This window comes from uncultured Roseobacter sp., from assembly GCF_947492555.1.
Lineage (GTDB): Bacteria > Pseudomonadota > Alphaproteobacteria > Rhodobacterales > Rhodobacteraceae > Roseobacter.
This window is the reverse complement of the sequence record NZ_CANLNE010000001.1, coordinates 1,357,627-1,378,518: the sequence shown is the minus strand read 5'-3', so window position 1 is coordinate 1,378,518 and position 20,892 is coordinate 1,357,627. Positions and strand designations below refer to the sequence as shown.

At 60.7% G+C, this 20,892-nt stretch carries 23 protein-coding genes and 1 other RNA gene; 10 read left to right on the top strand and 14 right to left on the bottom strand.

What is annotated here, in order from left to right:
- Positions 1-22: 22 nt before the first annotated feature.
- Positions 23-727, bottom strand: coding sequence for a glutathione S-transferase N-terminal domain-containing protein (locus tag Q1A07_RS06805; protein ID WP_299778977.1), 705 nt, complete (start codon positions 725-727; stop codon positions 23-25).
- A 144-nt stretch (positions 728-871) separates the two neighbouring features.
- Between Q1A07_RS06805 and mscL the strand changes: the two genes are divergently transcribed.
- Positions 872-1,294 (top strand): large conductance mechanosensitive channel protein MscL, encoded by a 423-nt coding sequence (gene mscL / locus Q1A07_RS06800; protein WP_299778975.1) that lies wholly within the window; start codon positions 872-874, stop codon positions 1,292-1,294.
- Positions 1,295-1,350: 56 nt separating this feature from the next.
- On the opposite strand, the gene Q1A07_RS06795 is transcribed toward mscL, so the two are convergent.
- Positions 1,351-2,217 (bottom strand): LysR family transcriptional regulator, encoded by an 867-nt coding sequence (locus Q1A07_RS06795; protein WP_299778973.1) that lies wholly within the window; start codon positions 2,215-2,217, stop codon positions 1,351-1,353.
- Positions 2,218-2,288: 71 nt separating this feature from the next.
- Here Q1A07_RS06795 and Q1A07_RS06790 point away from each other — a divergent pair, with 71 nt between their 5' ends.
- The gene (locus Q1A07_RS06790) at positions 2,289-3,371 is read left to right on the top strand and encodes a sodium-dependent bicarbonate transport family permease (protein WP_299778971.1); all 1,083 of its coding nucleotides are present in this window, start codon (positions 2,289-2,291) and stop codon (positions 3,369-3,371) included.
- Between the two features lie 60 nt (positions 3,372-3,431).
- On the opposite strand, the gene Q1A07_RS06785 is transcribed toward Q1A07_RS06790, so the two are convergent.
- Entirely contained in the window at positions 3,432-3,713 is a 282-nt protein-coding gene (locus tag Q1A07_RS06785; RefSeq protein WP_299778969.1) for a DUF1330 domain-containing protein, read from the bottom strand.
- 101 nt (positions 3,714-3,814) lie between these two features.
- Here Q1A07_RS06785 and Q1A07_RS06780 point away from each other — a divergent pair, with 101 nt between their 5' ends.
- Entirely contained in the window at positions 3,815-4,714 is a 900-nt protein-coding gene (locus tag Q1A07_RS06780) for a LysR family transcriptional regulator (protein ID WP_299778967.1), read from the top strand.
- Here Q1A07_RS06780 and ald read toward each other — a convergent pair.
- Complete coding sequence (ald, locus tag Q1A07_RS06775) at positions 4,704-5,822, bottom strand: alanine dehydrogenase (RefSeq protein WP_299778965.1); 1,119 nt, start codon at positions 5,820-5,822, stop codon at positions 4,704-4,706. The genes Q1A07_RS06780 and ald overlap by 11 nt on opposite strands.
- 139 nt (positions 5,823-5,961) lie before the next feature.
- On the opposite strand from ald, the gene Q1A07_RS06770 reads away from it, so the two are divergent.
- A complete protein-coding gene (locus Q1A07_RS06770) occupies positions 5,962-6,423 on the top strand; it encodes an Lrp/AsnC family transcriptional regulator (RefSeq protein WP_299779206.1) in 462 nt (153 codons plus the stop codon).
- A gap of 59 nt (positions 6,424-6,482) precedes the next feature.
- Here the strand turns inward: Q1A07_RS06770 and Q1A07_RS06765 are convergent, their stop codons facing one another.
- Complete coding sequence (locus tag Q1A07_RS06765; protein WP_299778963.1) at positions 6,483-7,637, bottom strand: CAP domain-containing protein; 1,155 nt, start codon at positions 7,635-7,637, stop codon at positions 6,483-6,485.
- Between the two features lie 286 nt (positions 7,638-7,923).
- A complete protein-coding gene (rpsU, locus tag Q1A07_RS06760; RefSeq protein WP_008207378.1) occupies positions 7,924-8,130 on the bottom strand; it encodes a 30S ribosomal protein S21 in 207 nt (68 codons plus the stop codon).
- A gap of 114 nt (positions 8,131-8,244) precedes the next feature.
- Between rpsU and Q1A07_RS06755 the strand changes: the two genes are divergently transcribed.
- From Q1A07_RS06755 to Q1A07_RS06745, 3 genes are all read left to right on the top strand, one after another.
- Entirely contained in the window at positions 8,245-8,943 is a 699-nt protein-coding gene (locus Q1A07_RS06755) for a COQ9 family protein (RefSeq protein WP_299778961.1), read from the top strand.
- Positions 8,944-9,206: 263 nt separating this feature from the next.
- Positions 9,207-10,196, top strand: a complete 990-nt coding sequence (locus Q1A07_RS06750) for an NAD(P)H-quinone oxidoreductase (protein WP_299778959.1) — start codon at positions 9,207-9,209, stop codon at positions 10,194-10,196.
- 61 nt (positions 10,197-10,257) lie between these two features.
- On the top strand, positions 10,258-11,232 hold the full coding sequence (locus Q1A07_RS06745) for a quinone oxidoreductase (RefSeq protein ID WP_299778957.1): 975 nt from the start codon (positions 10,258-10,260) through the stop codon (positions 11,230-11,232).
- Between the two features lie 33 nt (positions 11,233-11,265).
- On the opposite strand, the gene Q1A07_RS06740 is transcribed toward Q1A07_RS06745, so the two are convergent.
- Positions 11,266-11,895, bottom strand: coding sequence for a ribonuclease T2 (locus Q1A07_RS06740; RefSeq protein ID WP_299778955.1), 630 nt, complete (start codon positions 11,893-11,895; stop codon positions 11,266-11,268).
- Positions 11,896-12,033: 138 nt separating this feature from the next.
- Here Q1A07_RS06740 and Q1A07_RS06735 point away from each other — a divergent pair, with 138 nt between their 5' ends.
- Both Q1A07_RS06735 and Q1A07_RS06730 read left to right on the top strand, forming a co-directional pair.
- On the top strand, positions 12,034-12,807 hold the full coding sequence (locus tag Q1A07_RS06735) for a DUF1013 domain-containing protein (protein WP_299778953.1): 774 nt from the start codon (positions 12,034-12,036) through the stop codon (positions 12,805-12,807).
- A gap of 535 nt (positions 12,808-13,342) precedes the next feature.
- Entirely contained in the window at positions 13,343-13,942 is a 600-nt protein-coding gene (locus Q1A07_RS06730) for a hypothetical protein (RefSeq protein WP_299778951.1), read from the top strand.
- Here the strand turns inward: Q1A07_RS06730 and recR are convergent, their stop codons facing one another.
- The 5 genes from recR to Q1A07_RS06705 form a co-directional block, all read right to left on the bottom strand.
- Positions 13,943-14,536, bottom strand: a complete 594-nt coding sequence (gene recR / locus Q1A07_RS06725) for a recombination mediator RecR (RefSeq protein ID WP_299778949.1) — start codon at positions 14,534-14,536, stop codon at positions 13,943-13,945.
- A gap of 81 nt (positions 14,537-14,617) precedes the next feature.
- A complete protein-coding gene (locus Q1A07_RS06720; protein WP_299778947.1) occupies positions 14,618-14,962 on the bottom strand; it encodes a YbaB/EbfC family nucleoid-associated protein in 345 nt (114 codons plus the stop codon).
- A 51-nt stretch (positions 14,963-15,013) separates the two neighbouring features.
- The gene (locus Q1A07_RS06715; RefSeq protein WP_299778945.1) at positions 15,014-15,412 is read right to left on the bottom strand and encodes a RidA family protein; all 399 of its coding nucleotides are present in this window, start codon (positions 15,410-15,412) and stop codon (positions 15,014-15,016) included.
- Positions 15,405-17,168 carry a DNA polymerase III subunit gamma/tau gene (locus Q1A07_RS06710; protein ID WP_299778943.1) on the bottom strand — a complete coding sequence of 588 codons (1,764 nt, stop codon included), beginning with the start codon at positions 17,166-17,168 and terminating at the stop codon, positions 15,405-15,407. Before Q1A07_RS06710 ends, Q1A07_RS06715 begins: the two co-directional genes overlap by 8 nt.
- A gap of 79 nt (positions 17,169-17,247) precedes the next feature.
- Entirely contained in the window at positions 17,248-17,838 is a 591-nt protein-coding gene (locus Q1A07_RS06705; protein ID WP_299778941.1) for a TetR/AcrR family transcriptional regulator, read from the bottom strand.
- Positions 17,839-17,924: 86 nt separating this feature from the next.
- Between Q1A07_RS06705 and Q1A07_RS06700 the strand changes: the two genes are divergently transcribed.
- Positions 17,925-18,803: an alpha/beta fold hydrolase gene (locus tag Q1A07_RS06700; protein ID WP_299778939.1), complete on the top strand. Its 879-nt coding sequence runs from the start codon at positions 17,925-17,927 to the stop codon at positions 18,801-18,803.
- A gap of 61 nt (positions 18,804-18,864) precedes the next feature.
- Here the strand turns inward: Q1A07_RS06700 and ffs are convergent.
- Positions 18,865-18,963, bottom strand: an RNA gene (gene ffs / locus Q1A07_RS06695) — signal recognition particle sRNA small type.
- A 44-nt stretch (positions 18,964-19,007) separates the two neighbouring features.
- Positions 19,008-20,825 carry a 5'-nucleotidase C-terminal domain-containing protein gene (locus tag Q1A07_RS06690; protein WP_299778937.1) on the bottom strand — a complete coding sequence of 606 codons (1,818 nt, stop codon included), beginning with the start codon at positions 20,823-20,825 and terminating at the stop codon, positions 19,008-19,010.
- Between the last annotated feature and the right edge of the window lie 67 nt (positions 20,826-20,892).

Genomic DNA, 20,892 nt, shown 5'->3' with positions numbered 1-20,892 from the left:
TCAGGCCGCCATTCTTTTTGCCTTATGCAGGCTCGCGCGGCGGAATTTGCAACCCTTTCTCGACCGCCGGGCGGTCCAGGAAACGCTCCAGATAGGCCGCCGTATTCCTGTGACCGGCGAAATCGACCGCCTCCTTCGCACCGTAGAAATCCAATGCACGCAACCAGGGCGCAATGGCGATGTCGGCAATCGAATACTCCCCGGCAATCCAGGTGTTCCCATCCAGCACGCCTTCCAGCACACTCAAAAGCCGCTTGGCCTCATCGATGTAGCGTTGCTGCGGCCGCTTGTCCTCCCATTGCGATCCCGCGAACTTGTAGAAGAATCCCAGCTGTCCGAACATCGGACCCAGGCCGCCCATCTGGAACATCACCCATTGCAGGATCCGAGCCTTCTCTGCGGCATCCGCGCCGATGAGTTTTCCCGATTTTTCCGCCAGATAGACCAGAATCGCACCGCTTTCAAAAAGCGCCAGCGGTGCGCGCCCCGGACCATTGGGGTCGACAATCGCCGGAATCTTGTTGTTCGGGTTCAGCGACAGGAACTCAGGGCTTTTCACATCCGCATCCGACAGCGTCACGGTATGCGCCTCATAAGGGATGCCCATTTCCTCCAGCGCGATGGACACCTTCACCCCGTTTGGGGTCGGAAAGGAATAGAGCTGCAGGACGCTGGGGTCCTTTGCCGGCCATCTATCGGTGATCTTGAAGCTGGAAAAATCGGCCATTAGGCATCTCCTGTTTGATAATCCGGGTAACAGATAGGCGGAATTCCCCCTAAAAACAGTCTCGCCAGCGCGCAGCGATGTGTTAACAGACGCACAGAGGCACAATGCGAAAAGCAGGCCTGTAAAAAACAGTGAGGGACACTAATGATCAACGAATTCAAGGATTTTATCGCCAAGGGCAATGTCATGGACATGGCCGTGGGTATCATCATCGGGGCGGCATTCACCGCGATTGTCACATCGCTGGTGGGCGACCTGATCAACCCGATTATCGCATTGTTCACCGGGGGCATCGATTTTTCCGGCTGGTTCTATGTGATGGGTGAAGAGACTTTCGCCTCCATCGAAGCGGCGGCTGAAGCGGGTGTCCCGGTTTTTGCTGTCGGTAAATTTGTCATGGCGATCATCAATTTCCTGATTGTGGCTTTCGTCGTTTTCCTGCTGGTGAAAATGGTCAACCGGATCAAAGACGCAGCCGAAGAGGAAGAAGAGGCAGCCCCCGAAGAGCCAAAAGGACCGTCCGAACTGGATGTGCTTTTGGAAATCCGTGACGCGCTGAAAAAGTAAGCCTGCACTGTATGGCGGGAGCCCCGAAGCCCGCGTTTGAAAAGACGCGGGTTTTTCTATGTCTGGAGCGGTTCGTGTAACAGCGTATCCAGCACAGGGTGGGGAAAGCTGCGCTGCACGGTGACGGCGAAAAAACTCTCCACGATGTTGAGATCGAAGGGCGCCGTTTTCAGACGGCCTGATGCGATTTCATCCGCCAGCACCACCGACGGCGCGATGGCCAGCCCGACGTTTTCGCGCGCCAGAAGACGCACCATCGCCATGTCGTCCACATCCGCGACAATCCGGGGCGACACATCCAGTCTGGCAATCAGGCTGTCGAACCCGGTGCGGATGGAGTTGTCGGTCGGTACGATCAACGGTTCTTGCGCAAGCATATCCCTGAGACTGCCGTACCCCATGCGGGACGGGTCGCCGTGCACGCCGACCGTCTGCTCTGCAATCCGGTGAGCGGTCATCTCCGGGCGGGAGGGCGCTTCGGTTGTCAGAACAACGTCCAGCGCCAGAGAGGTGAGCGCGTCAAACAAGATGGTGTCACTGCCTGATTTGAGGATCACCTGCGTCTGGGAGATGCCAAGCACAGGCTTGAGAAACCGCATCTGGAAATTGCGCGATAGCGTGGAGAGGGCACCAACCCGCAAGGGTTGCGACGTGGCCCCGGCACCTTGCAAGACCGCCATTAACTCTTCGCCAGTACCAAAAATGCGGTCGGCGTGATCCAGCGCGATCCGGCCCACTTCGGTCAGTACCAGTTGACGTCCGACCCGATCAAACAGGGCGTGCCCCAACCGGTCTTCCAACGTCCGGATTTGCGTCGAGAGCGCAGATTGCGACAGGTTCACCCGTGCTGCCGTGCGCGTCAGGTTCCCGTCGTTTGCCACTTCCCGGAAATACCGCAAGTGATGATAGTTCAGCGTATCCATAGTTCTAAATAATAGAACAATTCGTCAATAAAGATATATTTTATTTTGTCTTGCGCCTGCGCCATATCACGGTGAACACAAGCAAGGAGACGGTGATGGACATCGTGATCGACATTGCCAGCACGATGCTGGCGCAGATGCAAAAACCGACATTGGCGTTCCTGCTGGGGGGCATGATGCTGGCCGCCCTCGGCAGCAAGCTCGAGGTGCCGGACCCTGTCTACAAGTTCATCGTCATGTTGCTCCTGCTGAAGGTCGGGCTGGGCGCGGGCATTTCCGTGCGTGAGGCCGACCTTATTGCACTGGCTGTGCCGGCTCTTTGTGCGGCAGCTGTCGGGATCGGGATTGTCCTGCTGGGCAGCGGAACGCTGGCCCGCTGGCGCGGTGTATCGAAGATGGACGGCATGGCGACCGCAGGTCTCTTTGGCGCGGTTTCCGCCTCGACACTCGCGGCGGGCATGGCGATGCTGGATGCCGAGGGGATTTTCTATGAAGGGTTCATTGGCGCACTTTATCCCTTCATGGACATTGCGGCCCTTGTCACGGCCATCGTTCTGGCCCGCATGAGCGCAGAGCGGCGGGCAGCTTCGACCGTGCAATCCGGTGGCACGGTCACCGTCGGCGGTGGCCAGAGCTCCGGCGGCGATTTCGATGGTGACATCGTGCGGGGCATTCTGGTCGATACCTTCCGCAGCCCGGCGATTTCAGCCCTGCTGCTCGGTATCGCAATCGGCCTCTTTGCGCGGCCCGAGGCGGTTTACCAGAGCTTCTACGAACCGCTCTTCCGGGGGCTGCTGTCAATCCTGATGCTGGTGATGGGCATGGAGGCATGGTCGCGCCTGTCGGAGCTGCGCAAGGTGGCCCATGCCTATGTGCTCTATGGTCTGACCGCCCCGATCATTCACGGTCTGATGGGTTTTGGGCTGGGGTTGCTTGCACATCACCTGACCGGGTTCTCTGCAGGCGGTGTTGTGTTGCTGTCGATCATGGCGGCATCGAGCTCTGACATCTCGGGCCCGCCGACCATGCGGGGCGCGCTGCCAGAGGCGAACCCCTCGGCCTATGTTGGGGCGTCCACCGGGCTGGGCACGCCGGTGGCCATCCTCAGCATCCCGCTCTTCATGGCGCTGGCCGATGTGTTCATCGGGTTCTGAACCCGGACATAAACAGACCTTAGAACCCGCGCTTCAACAGCGCGGGTTTTTCTCTTAGCACTACAGCAACGTGATCGACGTTCTGCCGGATCCGGTGCGCAAGGCATGTGTCTCGGCCAGGTCCGGATCAGCCCGCCAGTTTTCAGCCCCTTCGCGCGTGTCGAACTCCAGCACGACTGCCATTTGAGGCGCGGTGATGTCGCCCTCCAGGACAGACGGCGATGCCGAGGCCTGCAGCACTTTGCCCCCGTGCTTGGCCAACGCGTCGCCTGCCACCTCGCGATAGGCGGCAAGTTTATCCGGGTCTGTCACGTCCAGCGTGACAAATGCATATGCGGTCATTGATCCGTTCCTTTCCTGTCATGGACCTGATCAAAAATAGAGTTCCGTTGGGTAGACGAAAACTGCTCAACATTGCGTGTCTGATGTGCATAAATGATCGGATGGCGCTGAACTGGAACGATATGCGATTTGTACTGGAAACCGTACGGCACGGTGGGCTCAGCGGTGCGGCGCGGGCGCTCAAGGTCAATCATGCCACGGTGTCGCGCCGGATCGCGGCGGCGGAAACGGCCATGGGGGCCCGCCTCTTTGATCGCGCGCCGGGCGGGTACAGGCCGACCGACGCCGGTTTGGAAGCCGCCCGGATTGCCGAGCGGATGGAGGGCGCAAGCCACGATCTGAGCCGCAGTCTCAGTGCGCGTGACCAACAACTGAGTGGCGCGTTGACCGTGACCGCGCCCCAGCTTTTGGTGGAGCGGTTTCTGGCCGGGCATCTGCGGGAATTCAAGGAACTCTATCCGGCGATTGACCTCAAGGTGATCGCTGCAAACCGGCAGCTCAACCTTGCAGCCCATGAAGCGGATGTGGCGTTCCGCATTTCCGATACGCCGGGTGATACGCTTGTGGGGCGGCGTGTGACGGAACAGGCGGCGGCGGTCTATGTCTCAAGCGCGCAGGCAGAGCGGATGCGCGCGGATCCGTCCCAGCCGCTGGACTGGATCCGGTTCGCCCATTGGCCCGGGCCGCCGGAGGTCTTGAAACAGGCATGGCCCAACCGCCGCGTGACGCTAACCGTTGACGACATGTATGCGGCTCTTGCCGGAGTGCGCGCCGGTATGGGGGCGACGCGCATGCCCTGTTTCATCGGTGACGCGGAGCCGGGGATCGAGCGGCTCGCGCGGGTGCCGCTATTGCTCTATCGGCCCCTCTGGGTGCTCACGCATGCTGATTTGCGCGGCACGCGGAAGGTGACCACGTTCACCAATTTCGCCGCGGCCCGCATTCATGCATTGCGCCCCCTTTTCGAGGGGCGCATGCCAGCCAAGCCGGTTAGCCCTTGATGGCGACGCTTGGCGAAATCACGTCAATGCCGAGGGCCTTGCCGACCGCGTAATAGGTCAGCTGACCGGCGTGTACGTTCAGCCCGTTCATCAGGTGGGGATCGTCGGTGCAGGCCTGACGCCACCCTTTATCGGCCAAGGCCAGCATGAAGGGCATCGTGGCGTTGCCTAGCGCGATGGTCGAGGTGCGCGCGACGGCCCCTGGCATATTCGCCACGCAATAGTGCATGATCCCGTCCACTTCGTAGACCGGGTCCTGATGGGTGGTGGCTTTGGAGGTCTCGAAGCAGCCCCCCTGGTCGATGGCCACATCGACCAGCGCTGCCCCCGGTTTAAGCTCGCTCAATTGCGCGCGGCTGATCAGTTTCGGCGCGGCGGCGCCGGGGATCAGGACGGCGCCGATGATCATATCGGCGGCGCGGGCCAGTTCGATGGTATTGCCCGCCGACGCGTAGGAGGTCTTGAACGTACCACCAAAGACGTCATCGAGATAGCGCAGGCGCGGCAGCGACCGGTCGAGCACGGTGACATCCGCGCCCATACCTGCGGCGATCTTGGCCGCATGGGTGCCCACGACGCCGCCGCCGATGACGACGACCCGCGCAGGGCCCACGCCCGGCACGCCGCCCATCAAGACGCCGCGCCCGCCATTTGCCTTTTGCAGGGTCCAGGCCCCGACCTGCGGCGCCAGACGACCGGCCACTTCCGACATCGGGGCGAGCAGGGGCAGGCCACCGCGATCATCGGTCACGGTTTCATAGGCGATGCAGGTCGCCCCGGAAGCCAGCAGATCGTGGGTCTGTTCGGGATCGGGCGCGAGGTGCAGATAGGTGAAGAGCAGCTGATCTTCGCGCAGCATCTTGCGCTCCCCGGCTTGCGGTTCCTTGACCTTTACGATCATGTCCGCCGTGGCGAAGATCTCTGCCGCGGTGTCAATGATCCGTGCGCCAGCTGCGGTGTAATCCGCATCTTCGAAACCGGCGCCCGCCCCGGCCCCGGCCTGAATGAGCACGTCATGCCCGTGACCAACTGCTTCCTGTGCCGCGTTGGGCGTCATGCCGACGCGGAATTCCTGTGGTTTGATCTCCGTCGGGCAACCGATAATCATGGGTGTCTCCTCCACCAAGTGTTTGAGCGTGGAATACAGCAAGCAATATGCAATGTCGCACCAAAGATGCCTCGCCATTTCGAGTATTTTGCGAATATACTGGCGTCTGTAAGGTGATATGCAGGAGATTTTTGCACCAATGAGCCTTGATGCAACAGACAAACGTATCCTCAAAGCCCTGCAGCGCAAAGGTCGCATGGCAAATGCCGAGCTGAGCGAGGCGGTGAACCTCTCGCCCTCGGCCTGTCACCGGCGGGTGCAGCGGCTGGAGAAAGACGGCTACATCCGCGATTACGTGGCCTTGCTGGACGCCCGCAAGATGGGGGTGCCAACGACGGTCTTTGTGGAGATTACGTTGCAGGGGCAGGCGGATGAAGTGCTGGACGCCTTCGAGAAGGCCGTCAGCCGCATTCCTGACGTGCTGGAATGCCACCTGATGGCGGGCACGGCGGATTACCTGTTGAAGGTGGTGGCCGAGAATACGGAAGATTTCGCCCGCATTCACCGGCAGTACCTGGCGCGTTTGCCGGGGGTGGGACAGATGCAGTCCAGCTTTGCGCTGAGGACTGTGTTCAAAACGACCGCCCTACCGGTGACGTAGCGCGGCGGTCGCGCAGGCAGTGACCCGCCCCGTCGGTGACGGAGCGGGCCGGTGTGTGATTAGGCGAGGCAATCCCATTCCTCGACAAAGCGGAAGCCAGGGTCGCAGTCGCCTGCGACGTCCTCGTCAGCCATCATCATGTCGTCATCGCCCTGGTCCATGCCGTCGTCGCCTTCCGGCGTATCGAACAGGCTTTCGAAGAACTCATCGACATCAAAGGTGATCGTCTGCGGTTCGCCTTCGTCGCCGCCATCCCATGTGAATGTGAACTCTTCGTCAAAGAGGGCTGCAAAGAAACCGGTGACGAAGAACTGCAGCTGCGCGAAGGTGTTGTCGTCCAAGCATGGGCCTTCGCCGACAACATCCGGCGTTTCCGGCTCCGGTTCAGGGGTTTCCGGCTCTGGATCGGGGTCTGGTGTCGGGGTCTCAGGTTCCGGTGTCTCCGGCTCTGGCTCCGGTTCCTCCGTGGGCGTTTCTGGTTCCGGTTCCGGCGTTTCGGGTTCCGGATCAGGTTCCGGGGTTTCGGGGTCAGGCTCCGGTTCCTCGGTTTCTGGCGTGTTGTTTGGATCCGGCGCTTCGGCAACCGGCTCCTCTGGCTCTGGTTCTTCGGTTTCGGGTTCCGGATCGGGGGTCTCTTCCCCGGTGTCAGGATCAGGTGTTTCAGGGTCCGGTGCCGGGGTCTCCGTTTCCGGCTCTTCCGGATCCGGTGCTGGCTCTGTCGGCTCCTCGGTTTCCGGTTCGGGGGCAGCACCCTCCTGGTCCAACTGCAGTTCCGCATCCGTGCTGGCAAAGTTCTGGGTGACCATCACGGCCTCGAACCCGTCAAACTCACCCACTTCGATCCCGAGGCCAATGACCTCATAGTCGGGGTTCAGAATGTTTGCACGGTGACCGGGGCTGTTCATCAGGCTGTTGTGCAGATCGACCACGTCGTCGGCCAGGCCCGGCTCGCCCCGTTCACTTTGAAATGCGATGTTTTCGCCCCAGGACCACGCGCCTTCGAATTCGAAATCGGCATTGCGCATGCGATCACCCGCGCTTGTTCCGTTTTCGCCTGTGTGGGAAAACTGATCTTCTTCCAGCATCCACTGGCTGTGATCTTCGCTGCTGTCATTGAGCCGCAGTTCCAGTTCGACCGGGTTCAATCCCCGTGACGTTCTCTCCTCGTTGATGAGCCCCAGCATTTGCTGTTCTAACTCGCTTGCGCGTGACATGTCATTCTCCTTGATGAGTGTTGTCGGCCCGCAGATCGCTAGGATTTGACGCGAAGCTTGGATAGGGCAGCCTGCCATTGCCTGAATTCTCAGCAGGGATGAGCCCGAATGCGGCACACCGCACAGCGGTAAGATGCCGCGTCCATCAATGTCTGGAGGCAGGAGCGTGATCAGCGAGAAATCGCGACCTTTATGTGAAGGAAATACAAGGCGCCTGAATCAACAAACCCCCGCGTGGTCTGGCCATGCGGGGGTCCGTATTCGTGTCAGCCTGTCGGCGAGGTGCTTAGAGCATCCCTTCGCGTTGGGCCTTTTTGCGTGCCAGTTTACGGGCACGGCGGATCGCTTCAGCTTTCTCGCGCGCTTTTTTCTCGGACGGCTTCTCGAAATGTTGCTTGAGCTTCATTTCACGGAAGACACCTTCACGCTGCAGCTTTTTCTTCAGAGCCCGGAGGGCCTGATCGACGTTGTTGTCGCGAACACTAACCTGCATGTGGTTTTCACCACCTTTCTAAGTTGAGTTGCAAGGATTTGCAGGAAGTGGGCATATAGCAAGGACAACCTATCTTGTCCAGTATACCGCGCCTTTTCCCGCAGGAGACATGTCATGAGCGTATCATACGAGACCGCAAAAACACAGCTTTTGGACGCAGCGCTTGCGCATGTGCCCTTCGATGGCTGGTCAGAGGCCAGTTTTCAGGCCGCGATTCGCGACACGGATGTCGCACCGGCGGTGGCGCGCGCGGTGTGCCCGCGCGGTGCTGTCGATTTGGCGGTGGCCTTTCATCATCGCGGGGATGAGGCGATGACAGCCCGGATCGCCGCCGAGGATATGAGCGCGTTGAAGTTCCGCGAGAAGGTGGCCAGCGCTGTGCGGTTCCGAATCGAGGCGGTCACCGATAAGGAAGCGGTGCGACGGGGTACCACGCTTTTCGCCCTGCCGATGCATGCGGCGGACGGGGCGAAACTGATCTGGGGCACGTCGGATGCGATCTGGACCGCGCTGGGCGATACCTCGGACGATGTGAACTGGTACACCAAGCGCGCGACACTGAGCGGGGTTTATTCGTCTACCGTGCTATACTGGCTGGGCGATGACAGCCCGGACAATATGGCGACATGGGCCTTCCTGGACCGGCGCATCGAAGACGTCATGCAGATTGAGAAGCTCAAGGCACGGGTCCGGCAAAGCCCGACGCTGAGCCGGTTGATGACCGGGCCGAACTGGCTGATGAGCCATATCAAGGCGCCAGCGCGTCTGCCAAAGATGGATTTCCCGGGCAGCTGGACTGCGCCGCGGGAGTGAGGCCGGAACCGGCAACACACCCATCATGACGGTATTTAGCCGGATCACCGCAGAGTTTGTCTGCGAATGCTGAACATGACGGATGTGTCGATCCAGTGGATGGCTTGCATCCCCGACAGACTGGTATTGGGCAGCTTCAAAAGAGCGAACGGAAACAAAAGAAGACAGTTTGCAGGCACTAAAAGAAAAGGCACAAGAGATGCCTTCGGTTTGCCATTCCGGCCGGTCCTGCTACGCATGGAGCAACAGAAAGGATCCCGCGAATGTCCCAGATGATGCGCGCTGTTGAAATCACGAAACCCGGTGGTCCGGACGTGTTGACGCTTACCGAACGTCCGTTGCCCGAGCCCGCCCATGGTCAGGTGGTGATCAAGGTGGCCTGGGCTGGTGTGAACCGTCCCGACGCCTTGCAACGCGCGGGCCTCTATGCGCCGCCACCGACGGCCAGTGATCTGCCGGGGCTCGAGGCTTCGGGTGAAATCGTCGCACTGGGCAGCGGCGTGTCTGGCCTGTCGGTTGGGGATCACGTCTGCGCCCTGCTGCCGGGCGGTGGCTATGCCGAATACGTTGCAACACCTGCGGCCCACTGCCTGCCGGTGCCAGGTGACATGACGCTGAAAGAAGCGGCCTGCCTGCCGGAGACATTTTTCACGGTCTGGTCCAATGTCTTCATGCGCGGCGCCCTCAAATCCGGCGAGCGGTTTCTGGTGCACGGCGGTTCCTCCGGCATCGGCACAACGGCCATCCAACTGGCCAATGCCTTTGGGGCCCGGGTCTTCGCAACCGCAGGGTCTGCCGATAAATGTGCCGCCTGCACGGAACTTGGGGCCGAGGTCGCAATCAACTACCGCGATGCGGATTTCGTTGAGGTTCTGCGCGCAGCAGGGGGGGCTGACCTGATCCTGGACATGGTGGGCGGTGACTATATCCCGCGCAACCTCAAGGCCCTCGCGGACGATGGAAGACTGGTGCAGATCGCTTTTCTGAACGGCCCGAAGGTGGAGGTGAACTTCGCACAGCTGATGATGCGGCGGCTGACGATGACGGGCAGCACCCTGCGTCCGCAGAGCGACACGGCCAAGGCACATATTGCACAGGACCTTCGTGAGACGGTCTGGCCGCTGCTGGCAATGAAGCGTGTCGCACCAGTGATGGATCAGACCTTCCCGCTGGCAGAGGCCGCCAAGGCGCATGCGCGGATGGAAAGCTCCGAACATATCGGCAAGATCGTATTGGATGTTTCCGGCAGGTAGGGTGGGCTTTCAGGCCACCTTCGCAACAGCAGTATTCACGCAACGTGAAAGGACAGCCAAAATGGCGCAAACAGTCATCATCGAAAGTCCCGGTGGGCCCGAGGCCATGCAGCTGGTGGCCCGCGAGGTCGGCGACCCAGGGCCCGGCGAGGTACGGATCAACCACAAAGCCTGCGGGCTGAATTTCATCGATGTGTATCAGCGCAGCGGTCTCTACCCGCTCGACCTGCCGCACGCGTTGGGCATGGAGGCTGCAGGGGTCATCGACGCCGTTGGCGAAGGTGTCACGCATCTCAAGCCGGGCGACCGCGCCGCCTACGCTGCAACACCTGCGGGCGCCTATGCAACAGCCCGGGTGATGCCCGCCGCGCAGGTCTGCCCGTTGCCGGACGATATTTCCTTCGACAAGGGCGCGGCCATGATGCTCAAGGGCATGACCGTCGAGTATCTCTTTCACCGGACGACGCCGATTGCACAGGGAGATACGGTACTCTTTCACGCCGCCGCGGGTGGTGTGGGCTTGATCGCCTGCCAATGGGCGCGGTCCGAAGGCATCACGCTGATCGGGACGGCCGGAACGGATGAGAAATGCGCACTCGCGCTGGACCATGGTGCGGCGCATTGCATCAACTACCGGACCGAAGATTGGCCCACCCGGGTGCAGGAGCTGACCGATGGGCGCGGCGTGGATGTGGTCATGGATGCCGTCGGCGCAGACACCTTCGAGGGCTCGCTGGACAGTCTGAAACCTCTGGGTATGATGATTTCCTTTGGCAACGCCTCGGGCCCCGTGCCGCCTTTCAATCTCGCTGTGCTGGGACAAAAAGGGTCGTTGAAAATCACCCGGCCCACGCTCTTTGCACATATCGGCGACCACGCGGCTTGTCAGGAAATGGCGCGGCATCTTTTTGACAAGGTGCAGTCCGGGGCCGTGGACATCCGCATCGATCAACGTTTTCCCTTGAGCGAGGTGCGCGCCGCGCATGAAGCCCTGGAAGCGAGAAAAACCACTGGCTGCACGATCCTGGAGCCATGATGCCCGAAACCCGCGCCGCGGCCTGCCCCAATATCACCGGATGGGCGTGAAAAGCGCGCTTGGAGAAGAACAGTCCAGCAGGACATCCGCGCCACATCTCCGCGGGCTCAGATCGCGCGTCAGGCAGATGCGCGCCTCCTGAATATGCCCGGCTTTGCAGGTGATGGTGATCCCCTTGGCCTCCAGATCCGGGTTTGACTGCAAAAAGGCCTCTTCGACCACGGACGCGGGCAGGCGCACCGGTTTATCGAGTTTGCGGAAAACCTCGGGTCTGATGACCCGCGCGTAGGCTGCGCGAGACAGCGCATAGTAATCGGGCGCGCTGAGGCCGCTACAGGTGCCATGTTTCTTCCACTGGTGCCAGGCCAGCCCGGAGGTGCCCATCACATCTGCCATTTCGCGTGTCATGCGGCGCGACGGCGCGCGCTCGCCCGTTCGGCAATATTCTGGATAGCCGTGCTCGTACTGCGGCCACAGCCCGTGTAAAATCCAGCCATGATCATGGCGCGACGCGCATTGATCCGACCCGCGCGCGTCGCCTTCGAGCGCGCACCAGGTCGGCGACCAGCTGAGCGAGAGCACGTAATAGTCGAAAACACCTGCGCGGTGTTCCTGCGCGGCAAGGGGTGATGCCATCAGAAGCCAGATCAGAGCCGTGCGCATTGGGTCTTTCCTTATTCGGTTTGCCCGCTTATATACGCCATAAGTTCCCCCACAATGGAAACCGTTCCGACCCTCCGGGACAGCCCTTTCAGGCGACGGGAAAGATGTGGGCTCACGCAGGTAGACAGGAGAAAGAAAATGGCAAAACCGATCATGGCCAAGGCCACCGCCGTCTGGCTGGTGGACAACACGACCATCAGCTTCAAGCAGATCGCGGATTTCGTCGGTATGCACGAGCTGGAAGTGCAGGGCATCGCCGATGGTGACGTGGCCCAGGGCGTGAAGGGGTTTGACCCGATTGCCAACAATCAGCTGACACAGGACGAGATCGAGGCTGCACAGGGCAACCCGCTGCACAAGCTGCAACTGAAATTCAACGCCGCTGCGCAGGGCGAGGAAAAACGCCGTGGTCCGCGTTATACACCGCTCAGCAAACGGCAGGACCGGCCTGCGTCGATCCTGTGGCTGGTGAAATTCCACCCCGAACTTAGCGACGGGCAGATCAGCAAGCTGGTGGGCACCACGAAACCCACCATCCAGGCGATCCGCGAACGCACCCACTGGAACATCGCCAATATTCAGCCGATCGACCCGGTTGCCCTTGGCCTGTGCAAACAGTCCGAACTGGATGCCGCCGTGCAGAAGGCCGCTGCCAAAAAGGCAGCCGACGCCCCGGTAATGAGCGATGACGAGCGTCGCAAGCTGGTCAGCACCGAACAGAGCCTGGGCATGGATGCGGAACCAAAAATTCCGACGGCCATCGAAGGGCTGGAAACCTTCACCCTTGCAGGTGACAGCGAAGAGCAACCGGATGTGGAAGAGAAAGAAGATTTCGCAGACGCGGATAGCTTCTTCAACCTGCCGGAAGGCACGTCGGACGAAGACGCTGAAGAAGACGATCCGCGTACCTGATCAGATACGCAGTGCAAACATGTGCCCCGGTGTCGCGAGATGCCGGGGCTTTCCTTTTGCCCCATCATGCATGGCCGCAGACATACGAATAAAGCCATTTCAGGTAATCAGTGGCGACATTTAACGGACGCCGGTACAGGTCTGCCTGCGGTAGTGACCGGTCTGGACATCCGCAACGGACGCAGCCTGCTGACGAACGCCTTGGGCTGTTTTGATGTGTAGATTGATGACCGATGATGACAGCGTCTGCCGCGCTCTACGCAAGCAACGTGGAACCGGTGCAGTCCGTTGCTGACAGCTCTGAAACTCTGACATTAACTTGAGGGTGCCGGGTGTGTTTACACCCGTCTTGTTTAGCGTCGTTGCCCATCGGTGAGAGTACCGATCCCTTGCCAACCGCTCTGCACGAGAGGAATCGTCTTTTTGTTCGGAACAGACCACGTCCACGATTTGCCATTTTTCTTACATCTTTTTTCCTTCATCACAGTTCACTCTTAAGCGGTGAGCAAGTCGAGCCGGCAATGAAGGTGGTCAAATGGGCAATTTCTGGAACCCTTTTCGCAAGAATGAAGCGACCCCGGAGGGCGTATTTGTAGTGGCGCAACTGAACGCACAGGTGCAGCCAGTTGATCGCTACGAATATTACGAAGCGCCAATGGCCGAAATCCTGCAGGAAGCCGGATTGGGTGAGGTGACCGGCGGGGGCACCATGCTTCTGGCAGATCACGCGGGCATCCAGTATTGCGATCTGGAAATCCTGACACAGGATACATCGCCACAGACATTGGCATTTCTACGCAATGCGTTGGAAAGCCTTGGCGCGCCAAAGGGATCGTTGCTGAAGGTTGATGGGCTTGAAGACATGCCGATTGGAAAAGCCGAAGGCATGGGGATTTATCTTAACGGTACGGAATTGCCGGATGACGTCTATGCGACCTCTGACGTGAATGAAGTGATCGAAACCTGCGAGGCGCTTATGGAGGGCATCGGCGCTTTTCGGGGTCATTGGGATGGCAATACCGAAACCGGTCTGTTCTTCTATGGCGAGAGTTATGGCCTGATGAAAGCAGCCGTTACCGAATTTGTTGAGAACTATCCACTCTGCGCCCGCTGTCGCTTTGAGCAAGTCGCTTGATCAGATCGCTTTGCGCGCGCGCATCGCCGCGGTAATTGTCCCGTCGTCGAGATAATCAAGCTCGCCCCCAATCGGTACACCCTGTGCCAGTGAGGTGAGCGTTACCTGCCCGTCAAGCTGATCAGCGATGTAATGGGCGGTGGTCTGCCCATCAATCGTGGCATTCAGGGCAAGAATGACTTCGGTGATATGTTCGCTGGTCACCCGGTCGATCAGACGGGGGATGCGCAATTCACTTGGGCCAATCGCGTCTAGTGCCGAAAGCGTCCCGCCGAGCACGTGATACCGCCCCTTGAAGACACCCGAGCGTTCCATCGCCCAGAGATCCGAGACATCCTCGACAACGCAGAGCTCGCCATTGGCGCGTTTTTCAGAGGTGCAAATGTCGCAGACATCGAGAGTACCGACGTTGCCGCAGTTCAGGCATTCGCGCGCGGTGGCGGCGACGGTCTGCATCACATCCGCCAAGGGCGTCAGCAGCAAGCTGCGCTTGCGGATCAGGTGCAGCACCGCGCGCCGCGCAGACCGCGGGCCAAGGCCGGGCAGTTTGGCCATCAGTTCGATCAGGGCGTCGATGTCTTTGGTGCTGCTCATGTCTTGTGCTCGGTCAGGACCGGAGGTGCCTGCAAGATGCCCTTCGGGCACATTCTTCCGCTTCGTGCCTGCAAACCCGTGTTAAAACGGCAGCTTCATGTCGGCTGGCAGGCCCAGGCCTTCGGTCAGCTTCGACATCTCTTCCTGCGCCCGTTCACTCGCCTTTGTCTGCGCGTCCTTGATCGCCGCGAGGATCAGATCCTCGACAACTTCCTTATCATCGCCGTTGAAGATCGACGGGTCGATATCGAGCGTTTTCAACTCACCCTTGGCCGTGCACGTCGCCTTCACGAGACCCGCGCCAGAAGACCCCTCGACCATGATACCATGCATATCTTCTTGCAGCTGGGCCATCTTGCCCTGCATTTCCTGCGCTTTCTTCATCATCCCGGCCATATCGCCGAGGCCGCCAAGTCCTTTGAACATGCTCTGTTCCTTCTTGTTTCAAATCCGCATGAGGCAGTGCTGCCTTGTTACTTAGTCACTTTTGAGCCGGGCGACCACCTTAAGCTCGACAATCACGCCGGGCGTCGCAAAGCCCGCAACCTCTATTGCCGTCCAGGCCGGATAGGGGCGGCTGACCCGCGCCCCGCGCAGTTTCCTGAAAAGCGTCAGGTGATCGGCGAGGCCAACATGATACGACGTCATCTCGATGACATCGGCAAAGCCGAGGCCCGCCTCGGCCAAAACCATCTCGACCGCATCGAAGGCCGTGGTGATCTGCGTTTCGGGATCCGGAGAGGGCGGTCCGTCGAGCGGGCAGCCATTGAATCCGGTCAGGAAGACGTGACCGTTGGAGACAATGCCCGGCGACATCTGCCAATCCTGCTCAAGCGACGCCATCCGGGGCGGGATCAGCGCCCGGGGACTAGTCATCCTCGAAGGGATCCCATTCGTCTTCTACTTCGGGCAGGGCCTCCTGAACGGCTTCGGCGGCGATCTGATCCGCGGTGCGGATGTCCTTGATCTGTGCCTTCGGGAACTGGGCGAGCACGGCCTGCATCAGGGGATGCGTTTTCGCCTCGGCTTCCAACGCGTATCGCTCCGCGTTGCGCACCTCGTCGATGGTCTTGCCGCCGCCTTCGTTCACGACCGTCACGGCCCAGCGGTTGCCAGTCCACATCTGCAGCCGATGCCCCAGCCTTTGCGCCAGATCGCGGGGGGCCCGTGCTGTGGGCTCGAATTCGATGCGCCCGGGCTGATAAGAGGCCAGCCGAACATCGGTCTCCACATCGGCCAACAGCTTGCCGTCCCGATTGGCCCGGATCAACTCGACCACGTGATCGAAACTCGGGAACCGTGCCAAGGCCGCATCAACGTCCAGTGCCTGAGCCGTTGCCGGTCCTGCGCCGCCATTGGCGGATGTCCGGGCCGAGGCGACAGCCGAGGCCCCTCCGCCCGCGGCACGCGCGCCTGTGTTCTGCACAGGCTGTGACCCACCCGAGGATCCGCCCGGCGCCGGGGGTGGCGTGGTCCCTTGCAGCTTGCGCACCAATTCTTCGGGGCTGGGCAGATCGGCCACATGCGTCAGCCGGATGATCGCCATTTCCGCCGCCATCATCGCATTGGGTGCGCTGGCAACCTCATCCAGCGCCTTCAGCAGCATTTGCCACAGCCGGGTCAGAACCCGCATCGGCAAGGCGTCAGCCATTGCAAGTCCACGGCTGCGTTCATCCGGCGACACGGTCGGGTCTTCAGCGGCCTCGGGCGTGATTTTCACCACCGACACCCAGTGGGTAATCTCCGCCAGATCCCGCAGCACGGCCATGGGGTCCGCCCCTTCGGCATATTGCGCCGAGAGTTCCGTCAAGGCCCCCGCCGCGTCGCCCTTCAGGATCATGTCGAACAGATCAAGCACCCGCCCGCGATCCGCCAGCCCCAGCATGGCCCGCACCTGCAGGGCTGTGGTCTCTCCGGCACCATGGCTGATGGCCTGGTCCAGCAGCGATGTCGCGTCCCGGGCAGACCCTTCCGCCGCGCGCGCGATCAGGGCCAGCGCATCATCGGCAATCTCCGCGCCCTCGGCACCGGCAATCTTGCGCATCAGCGCGATCATCACCTCGGGTTCGATCCGCCGCAAATCGAACCGCTGGCAGCGCGACAGGACCGTGACCGGCACCTTGCGGATTTCCGTGGTGGCAAAGATGAACTTCACATGCGCGGGCGGTTCTTCGAGCGTCTTCAACAGCGCGTTGAAAGCGCCGGTCGACAGCATGTGCACTTCGTCGATGATGTAGACCTTGTAGCGGGCAGAGGCCGCGCGATAGTGCACCGAATCGATGATCTCACGGATATTCGCCACCCCGGTGTTGGACGCGGCGTCCATCTCCAGCACGTCCACATGGCGGCCTTCCATGATGGCCGTGCAATGTTCGCAGGTGCCGCAAGGCTCTGTCGTTGGGCCGCCACTGCCATCCGGGCCAATGCAGTTCATGCCCTTGGCGATGATACGGGCAGTGGTGGTTTTCCCCGTCCCGCGAATGCCGGTCATGATGAAGGCTTGTGCTATCCGGTCCGCCTCAAAGGCGTTTTCCAGCGTGCGGACCATGGCGTCCTGACCCACCAGATCGGCAAAGGTCTCGGGGCGGTACTTGCGCGCCAGCACCTGGTAGTTGGATGTGTCGTCTTGCATGCTCTGCCTTCCGGAACCGGGGTGCAGGCAAACTAGAGGCTCCGCCCGGTGGCGTCCAGCAGCGCTGGCCGGATTTGCTCTAATTCTTGCCGGTGGTGGATGCCCTCTGCGGCGCATAGGCGAACAACTCTGGCAGGCCGCGCAGCACCTCTGAGCTTTTGCGGGCACGGGCGAGCTGCCAGCCGCCCTGGATCAGCAAGAACACATGTTCCGCGCGCCGTCGGGCGTCCGCCTCCTGCAGGCCGAATCGGTTGGCGTGATCCTGAACCTCCTCGATCCAGCCTTCGTAGCAACGCTCCGCGTGGCGAAGGAATTCCGCATTGCCGAGACCTTCAAAGAGGGTTGACCCGACGGGGCAGCCATCTTGTTGCCCCGTGAGGTCAAAGAGTTTGGCCAGCTTGAAACACAGCGTGGTCGCACCGTCCTCAAAGGTCTTTGCCCCGGCGAAACTCGCTGCGATCACGCGCAGCATCTCATCCGATGCCCACGTCGCCGCCGCCAGTGCGAGATCCGCCTTACCGTTTGGAAAATGATGGTAGAGCGACCCTTTGGGCGCCGTCGCTTCGGCGAGCAAATCGTTGAGACCAACGCCATGATATCCGCGGGAACGGAAGAGCTGCGCCGCCGCGCGGATCAGCCTGTCTTTGGTCGGAAGGGCACTTGTATCCATACAGGCAGCTTGACAGAGCTAGACCAAATGGTCCAGTCATAGGAATAGACCAATTGGTCTATTGGTTGGATGCTCAGGAGGTCAGCATGCTGAAAATCGTGGAAGCCGCCAATGTGCGTCGCCGCCTCATCAAAACGGCGGACGGTGCCGAATTGGGAGGCACGCTCTTTCTGCCGCCGTTCGCGGCGCGCGCCGCTCTTGTGCTCAACGGCGCAACCGGTGTGCCACAGACCTACTACCGTGCCTTTGCGCAGTGGGCAGCGCTGGAGCATGGCATCGCGGTCCTGACCTACGATTACCGGGGCATGGGGCGTTCAACTGCCGGGCCGATGCGACACTGCCGGGCCACCATGTCGGACTGGGGCTTGCGCGACAACGCCGCCGCCCGCGCGCATCTACGCCGTGCGGTGCCGGATGTGCCGCTTTGGGTCATGGGGCATTCGCTGGGCACAATGCTGCTGCCCATGCAAGAAGATATCAGCGGCATCGATCGTGTGATTGGTGTGGCGTCGGGTTTTGTGCATCATGGCGATCATCCGTGGCCTTACAGGGCCTTCGCTCTCTATTTCTGGTACGGCCTTCCGTCGGTCGCGACGCGCTTGTGCGGCTATTTGCCGGGCCGCAAACTAGGCCTGGGTGCTGATATGCCCGGTGCCGCTTACAAGGAGTGGCGCCGCTGGTGCACAACGTCGTGCGCGGATGATGGCCCCCTGCGCGACGGCCTTCCGACGCCCGATTGGTCACGATCCGGCGCACCGGTGCGTCTGATTTCTTTCAGTGATGACGAAGTGTGTCCGATAGTTTGCACCGAACGGCTGGCAAAAACCTATGGTGAATACGCGCAGATCGAAACGCTCGACCCAAAGGCTTTTGGCCTGAAACGGGTGGGTCACATCTCGGCCTTTGCGAGGAAGAACGAGGCTTTGTGGAATACGCTGCTGGTTGGTCCGTCGGTGGAGATTTGACACGTGTCCCGACCCACAGCGCAATCGGATAACGTGCTACCGCCGAGCCGCATGCAGGGGTCGGTGAGAGGCTGGACAACGACCCAAGCGGGGCTCGTTACGGCTGCTTCCTTCCGGATCTGACCGGGTTGGCGAGGCGCTCGCCCGCGCCAACCTCTCAGGCTTGCATATAGGCAAGCGGTGCACGGGACGCAAGGGTGTGATCTAGAGATGCAGCCGCAGGCGTACAAAGCCATCCTGCGTGTATCCACAGGGTTCCGGGCGCAGTTGCGCGATGTCAGACAGGTGGTTCAGCGCATCCGGTGCAGTGTTCAATATTGCGCTCAAACCCGACGAGTGTGCAAACCGCCAAGGCGTGGCGGATCGCACGGCTTGACAGTCCGGGGCCTCAAGATAGGTGATCAAGGCCCGATCAAGGGGTGCATCTTCCCGCACCATAATGTCATCGTCATCAAAGGGTCGGAACGTTCCTCCGCCGCCAGCGCGGTGATCGGTTACGGCGACGAGGAATTCCTGATCCGGACGAACAGGTTGTCCCTGCCATGTGATGTCCGAGACCCGCCCTGCTGCGCCTTCAACCGGGCGCCCCGCCACGTCAAACCGTGCGGGCTGCGTGAGGTCGATCTTGTACTCTAATCCATAAAGCGCGTCGAAACGAAACCCTGGCACCTGCGGGTCGATCAGCATCTGATCCGGCGTGTCTCGCTGCAGGATGTTGAACAACAAGGAGGAGCGTTCCAGCCATCCGGCAATTCGGGCGCCGCTGGCTTTGACCGCCCAGACTTGATTCGCATAGGGGATGAGGCCGGCCACATGTCGCCGCTCAAGCTGGCCCGCGGGCAAGGCGATAAAGTTACCGGGCCCTTCAAACCCGCCGGTCGCCGGTGTTGCCGTAGCGGCCAGCAAGGGCAGGGCCGCCAGGTCGGTGTCTGCAACGGCCCTTGAGATTGCGTGTCTTTTAGCTTCGGCCATGAGCGCGGTGATCGGGCTTGGAGAAGCAAGGGCAAAGTAGCTGTGCATCGGGGCGCCGAGGTGCGCAACAGGGCGTGCCAGATTCGTGCGCGTAGCCTGATGTGCCTCCTGTGCGAAGTCAGCGATTATGGTGTCCTCACCGACATCTGGTGTTAGCCCTCTCAGTACAACCGTGGAGTTGTTCACCCGCCAGCTGGTCCCGGCTTTGTCCGGTCTCAGAGACAGATCAATCACGCCCAGACAGCACGCACCGCTGCCGGGCATGACAACTGGCTTTCCCGCAATCCGACCCGCCTCACAGTCGATACCTTCAACGTCTTCGTGGTCCGGACCGGGAAACCGCAAGTGAGTATGGCCCGCGATCACCGCATCAACACCTGCCAGCGCAGCCACTTCTGCGACTTGATTCTGAGCATCGTCACCTTCATCGAATTGCGCGATGCCCATATGTGCAAGCGCAACAACCAGATCAGCGCCTTCGGATTTTGCCTGTTGAACGGTTCTCGCTAGAGCGGAAAGCGGCGGTGTCACCCGGGCGGAGTCATCAAGATGGTGTCGGTTCCACGTCGCCGTTTGTTGCGGCAAGGCAGAGACGACGCCAATGCGCAAGGTCGTTACATCACCGGATGCCAAAGCCGTCTGACGGTCAAGCAATGCGTAAGGCAGTAACGATGGCAGCCGGTCAGAAGTAAGATTGGAACAAACGACAGGGGCGTCAAACTCCTTGATGCAGCGCGCAAGATGATTTGTTCCGTGGTCGAAGTCATGATTGCCAATACCTACAGCATCGTATCCCAGGGCATTCATGGCAGTGACCATCGGGTGTGGCGTTACGTGATGCTGGGCGAGGTGCACGCCCATCGGCGTGCCTTGCAGCGTGTCACCATTATCCATCAGCAGGCAGATCGCGCCCGTTTCGGCGGCCTCTTCCCTTGCCTTTTGGATCAGCGTTGCCAGCCGTGACAGACTCTCCGCCCCCGTATGGCAGTCTCTTACGTAGTCATAGGCAATCAACTGCATATGCAAATCGCTGGTTGCGAGCAGGCGCATCCTGACCTCTGTGGGGGCGGAACAGGTGGCTTGGTCTGGCAATGGGTCAGCAGCAATCATGATCGGG

Excerpts from the sequence above, each read along its gene's own strand:
- Q1A07_RS06715 (WP_299778945.1), bottom strand. The coding sequence starts at position 15,412 with ATGACTAGTCCCCGGGCGCTGATCCCGCCCCGGATGGCGTCGCTTGAG.
- Q1A07_RS06720 (WP_299778947.1), bottom strand. The coding sequence starts at position 14,962 with ATGTTCAAAGGACTTGGCGGCCTCGGCGATATGGCCGGGATGATGAAG.
- Q1A07_RS06755 (WP_299778961.1), top strand. The coding sequence starts at position 8,245 with ATGAGCGTATCATACGAGACCGCAAAAACACAGCTTTTGGACGCAGCG.
- Q1A07_RS06770 (WP_299779206.1), top strand. The coding sequence starts at position 5,962 with ATGAGCCTTGATGCAACAGACAAACGTATCCTCAAAGCCCTGCAGCGC.
- recR (WP_299778949.1), bottom strand. The coding sequence starts at position 14,536 with ATGAGCAGCACCAAAGACATCGACGCCCTGATCGAACTGATGGCCAAA.
- Q1A07_RS06730 (WP_299778951.1), top strand. The coding sequence starts at position 13,343 with ATGGGCAATTTCTGGAACCCTTTTCGCAAGAATGAAGCGACCCCGGAG.
- Q1A07_RS06700 (WP_299778939.1), top strand. The coding sequence starts at position 17,925 with ATGCTGAAAATCGTGGAAGCCGCCAATGTGCGTCGCCGCCTCATCAAA.
- Q1A07_RS06765 (WP_299778963.1), bottom strand. The coding sequence starts at position 7,637 with ATGTCACGCGCAAGCGAGTTAGAACAGCAAATGCTGGGGCTCATCAAC.
- Q1A07_RS06785 (WP_299778969.1), bottom strand. The coding sequence starts at position 3,713 with ATGACCGCATATGCATTTGTCACGCTGGACGTGACAGACCCGGATAAA.
- Q1A07_RS06745 (WP_299778957.1), top strand. The coding sequence starts at position 10,258 with ATGGCGCAAACAGTCATCATCGAAAGTCCCGGTGGGCCCGAGGCCATG.
- Q1A07_RS06705 (WP_299778941.1), bottom strand. The coding sequence starts at position 17,838 with ATGGATACAAGTGCCCTTCCGACCAAAGACAGGCTGATCCGCGCGGCG.
- Q1A07_RS06750 (WP_299778959.1), top strand. The coding sequence starts at position 9,207 with ATGTCCCAGATGATGCGCGCTGTTGAAATCACGAAACCCGGTGGTCCG.
- Q1A07_RS06740 (WP_299778955.1), bottom strand. The coding sequence starts at position 11,895 with ATGCGCACGGCTCTGATCTGGCTTCTGATGGCATCACCCCTTGCCGCG.
- rpsU (WP_008207378.1), bottom strand. The coding sequence starts at position 8,130 with ATGCAGGTTAGTGTTCGCGACAACAACGTCGATCAGGCCCTCCGGGCT.
- Q1A07_RS06805 (WP_299778977.1), bottom strand. The coding sequence starts at position 727 with ATGGCCGATTTTTCCAGCTTCAAGATCACCGATAGATGGCCGGCAAAG.
- mscL (WP_299778975.1), top strand. The coding sequence starts at position 872 with ATGATCAACGAATTCAAGGATTTTATCGCCAAGGGCAATGTCATGGAC.
- Q1A07_RS06690 (WP_299778937.1), bottom strand. The coding sequence starts at position 20,825 with ATGCGCCTGCTCGCAACCAGCGATTTGCATATGCAGTTGATTGCCTAT.
- Q1A07_RS06710 (WP_299778943.1), bottom strand. The coding sequence starts at position 17,168 with ATGCAAGACGACACATCCAACTACCAGGTGCTGGCGCGCAAGTACCGC.
- Q1A07_RS06735 (WP_299778953.1), top strand. The coding sequence starts at position 12,034 with ATGGCAAAACCGATCATGGCCAAGGCCACCGCCGTCTGGCTGGTGGAC.
- Q1A07_RS06795 (WP_299778973.1), bottom strand. The coding sequence starts at position 2,217 with ATGGATACGCTGAACTATCATCACTTGCGGTATTTCCGGGAAGTGGCA.
- ald (WP_299778965.1), bottom strand. The coding sequence starts at position 5,822 with ATGATTATCGGTTGCCCGACGGAGATCAAACCACAGGAATTCCGCGTC.
- Q1A07_RS06780 (WP_299778967.1), top strand. The coding sequence starts at position 3,815 with ATGGCGCTGAACTGGAACGATATGCGATTTGTACTGGAAACCGTACGG.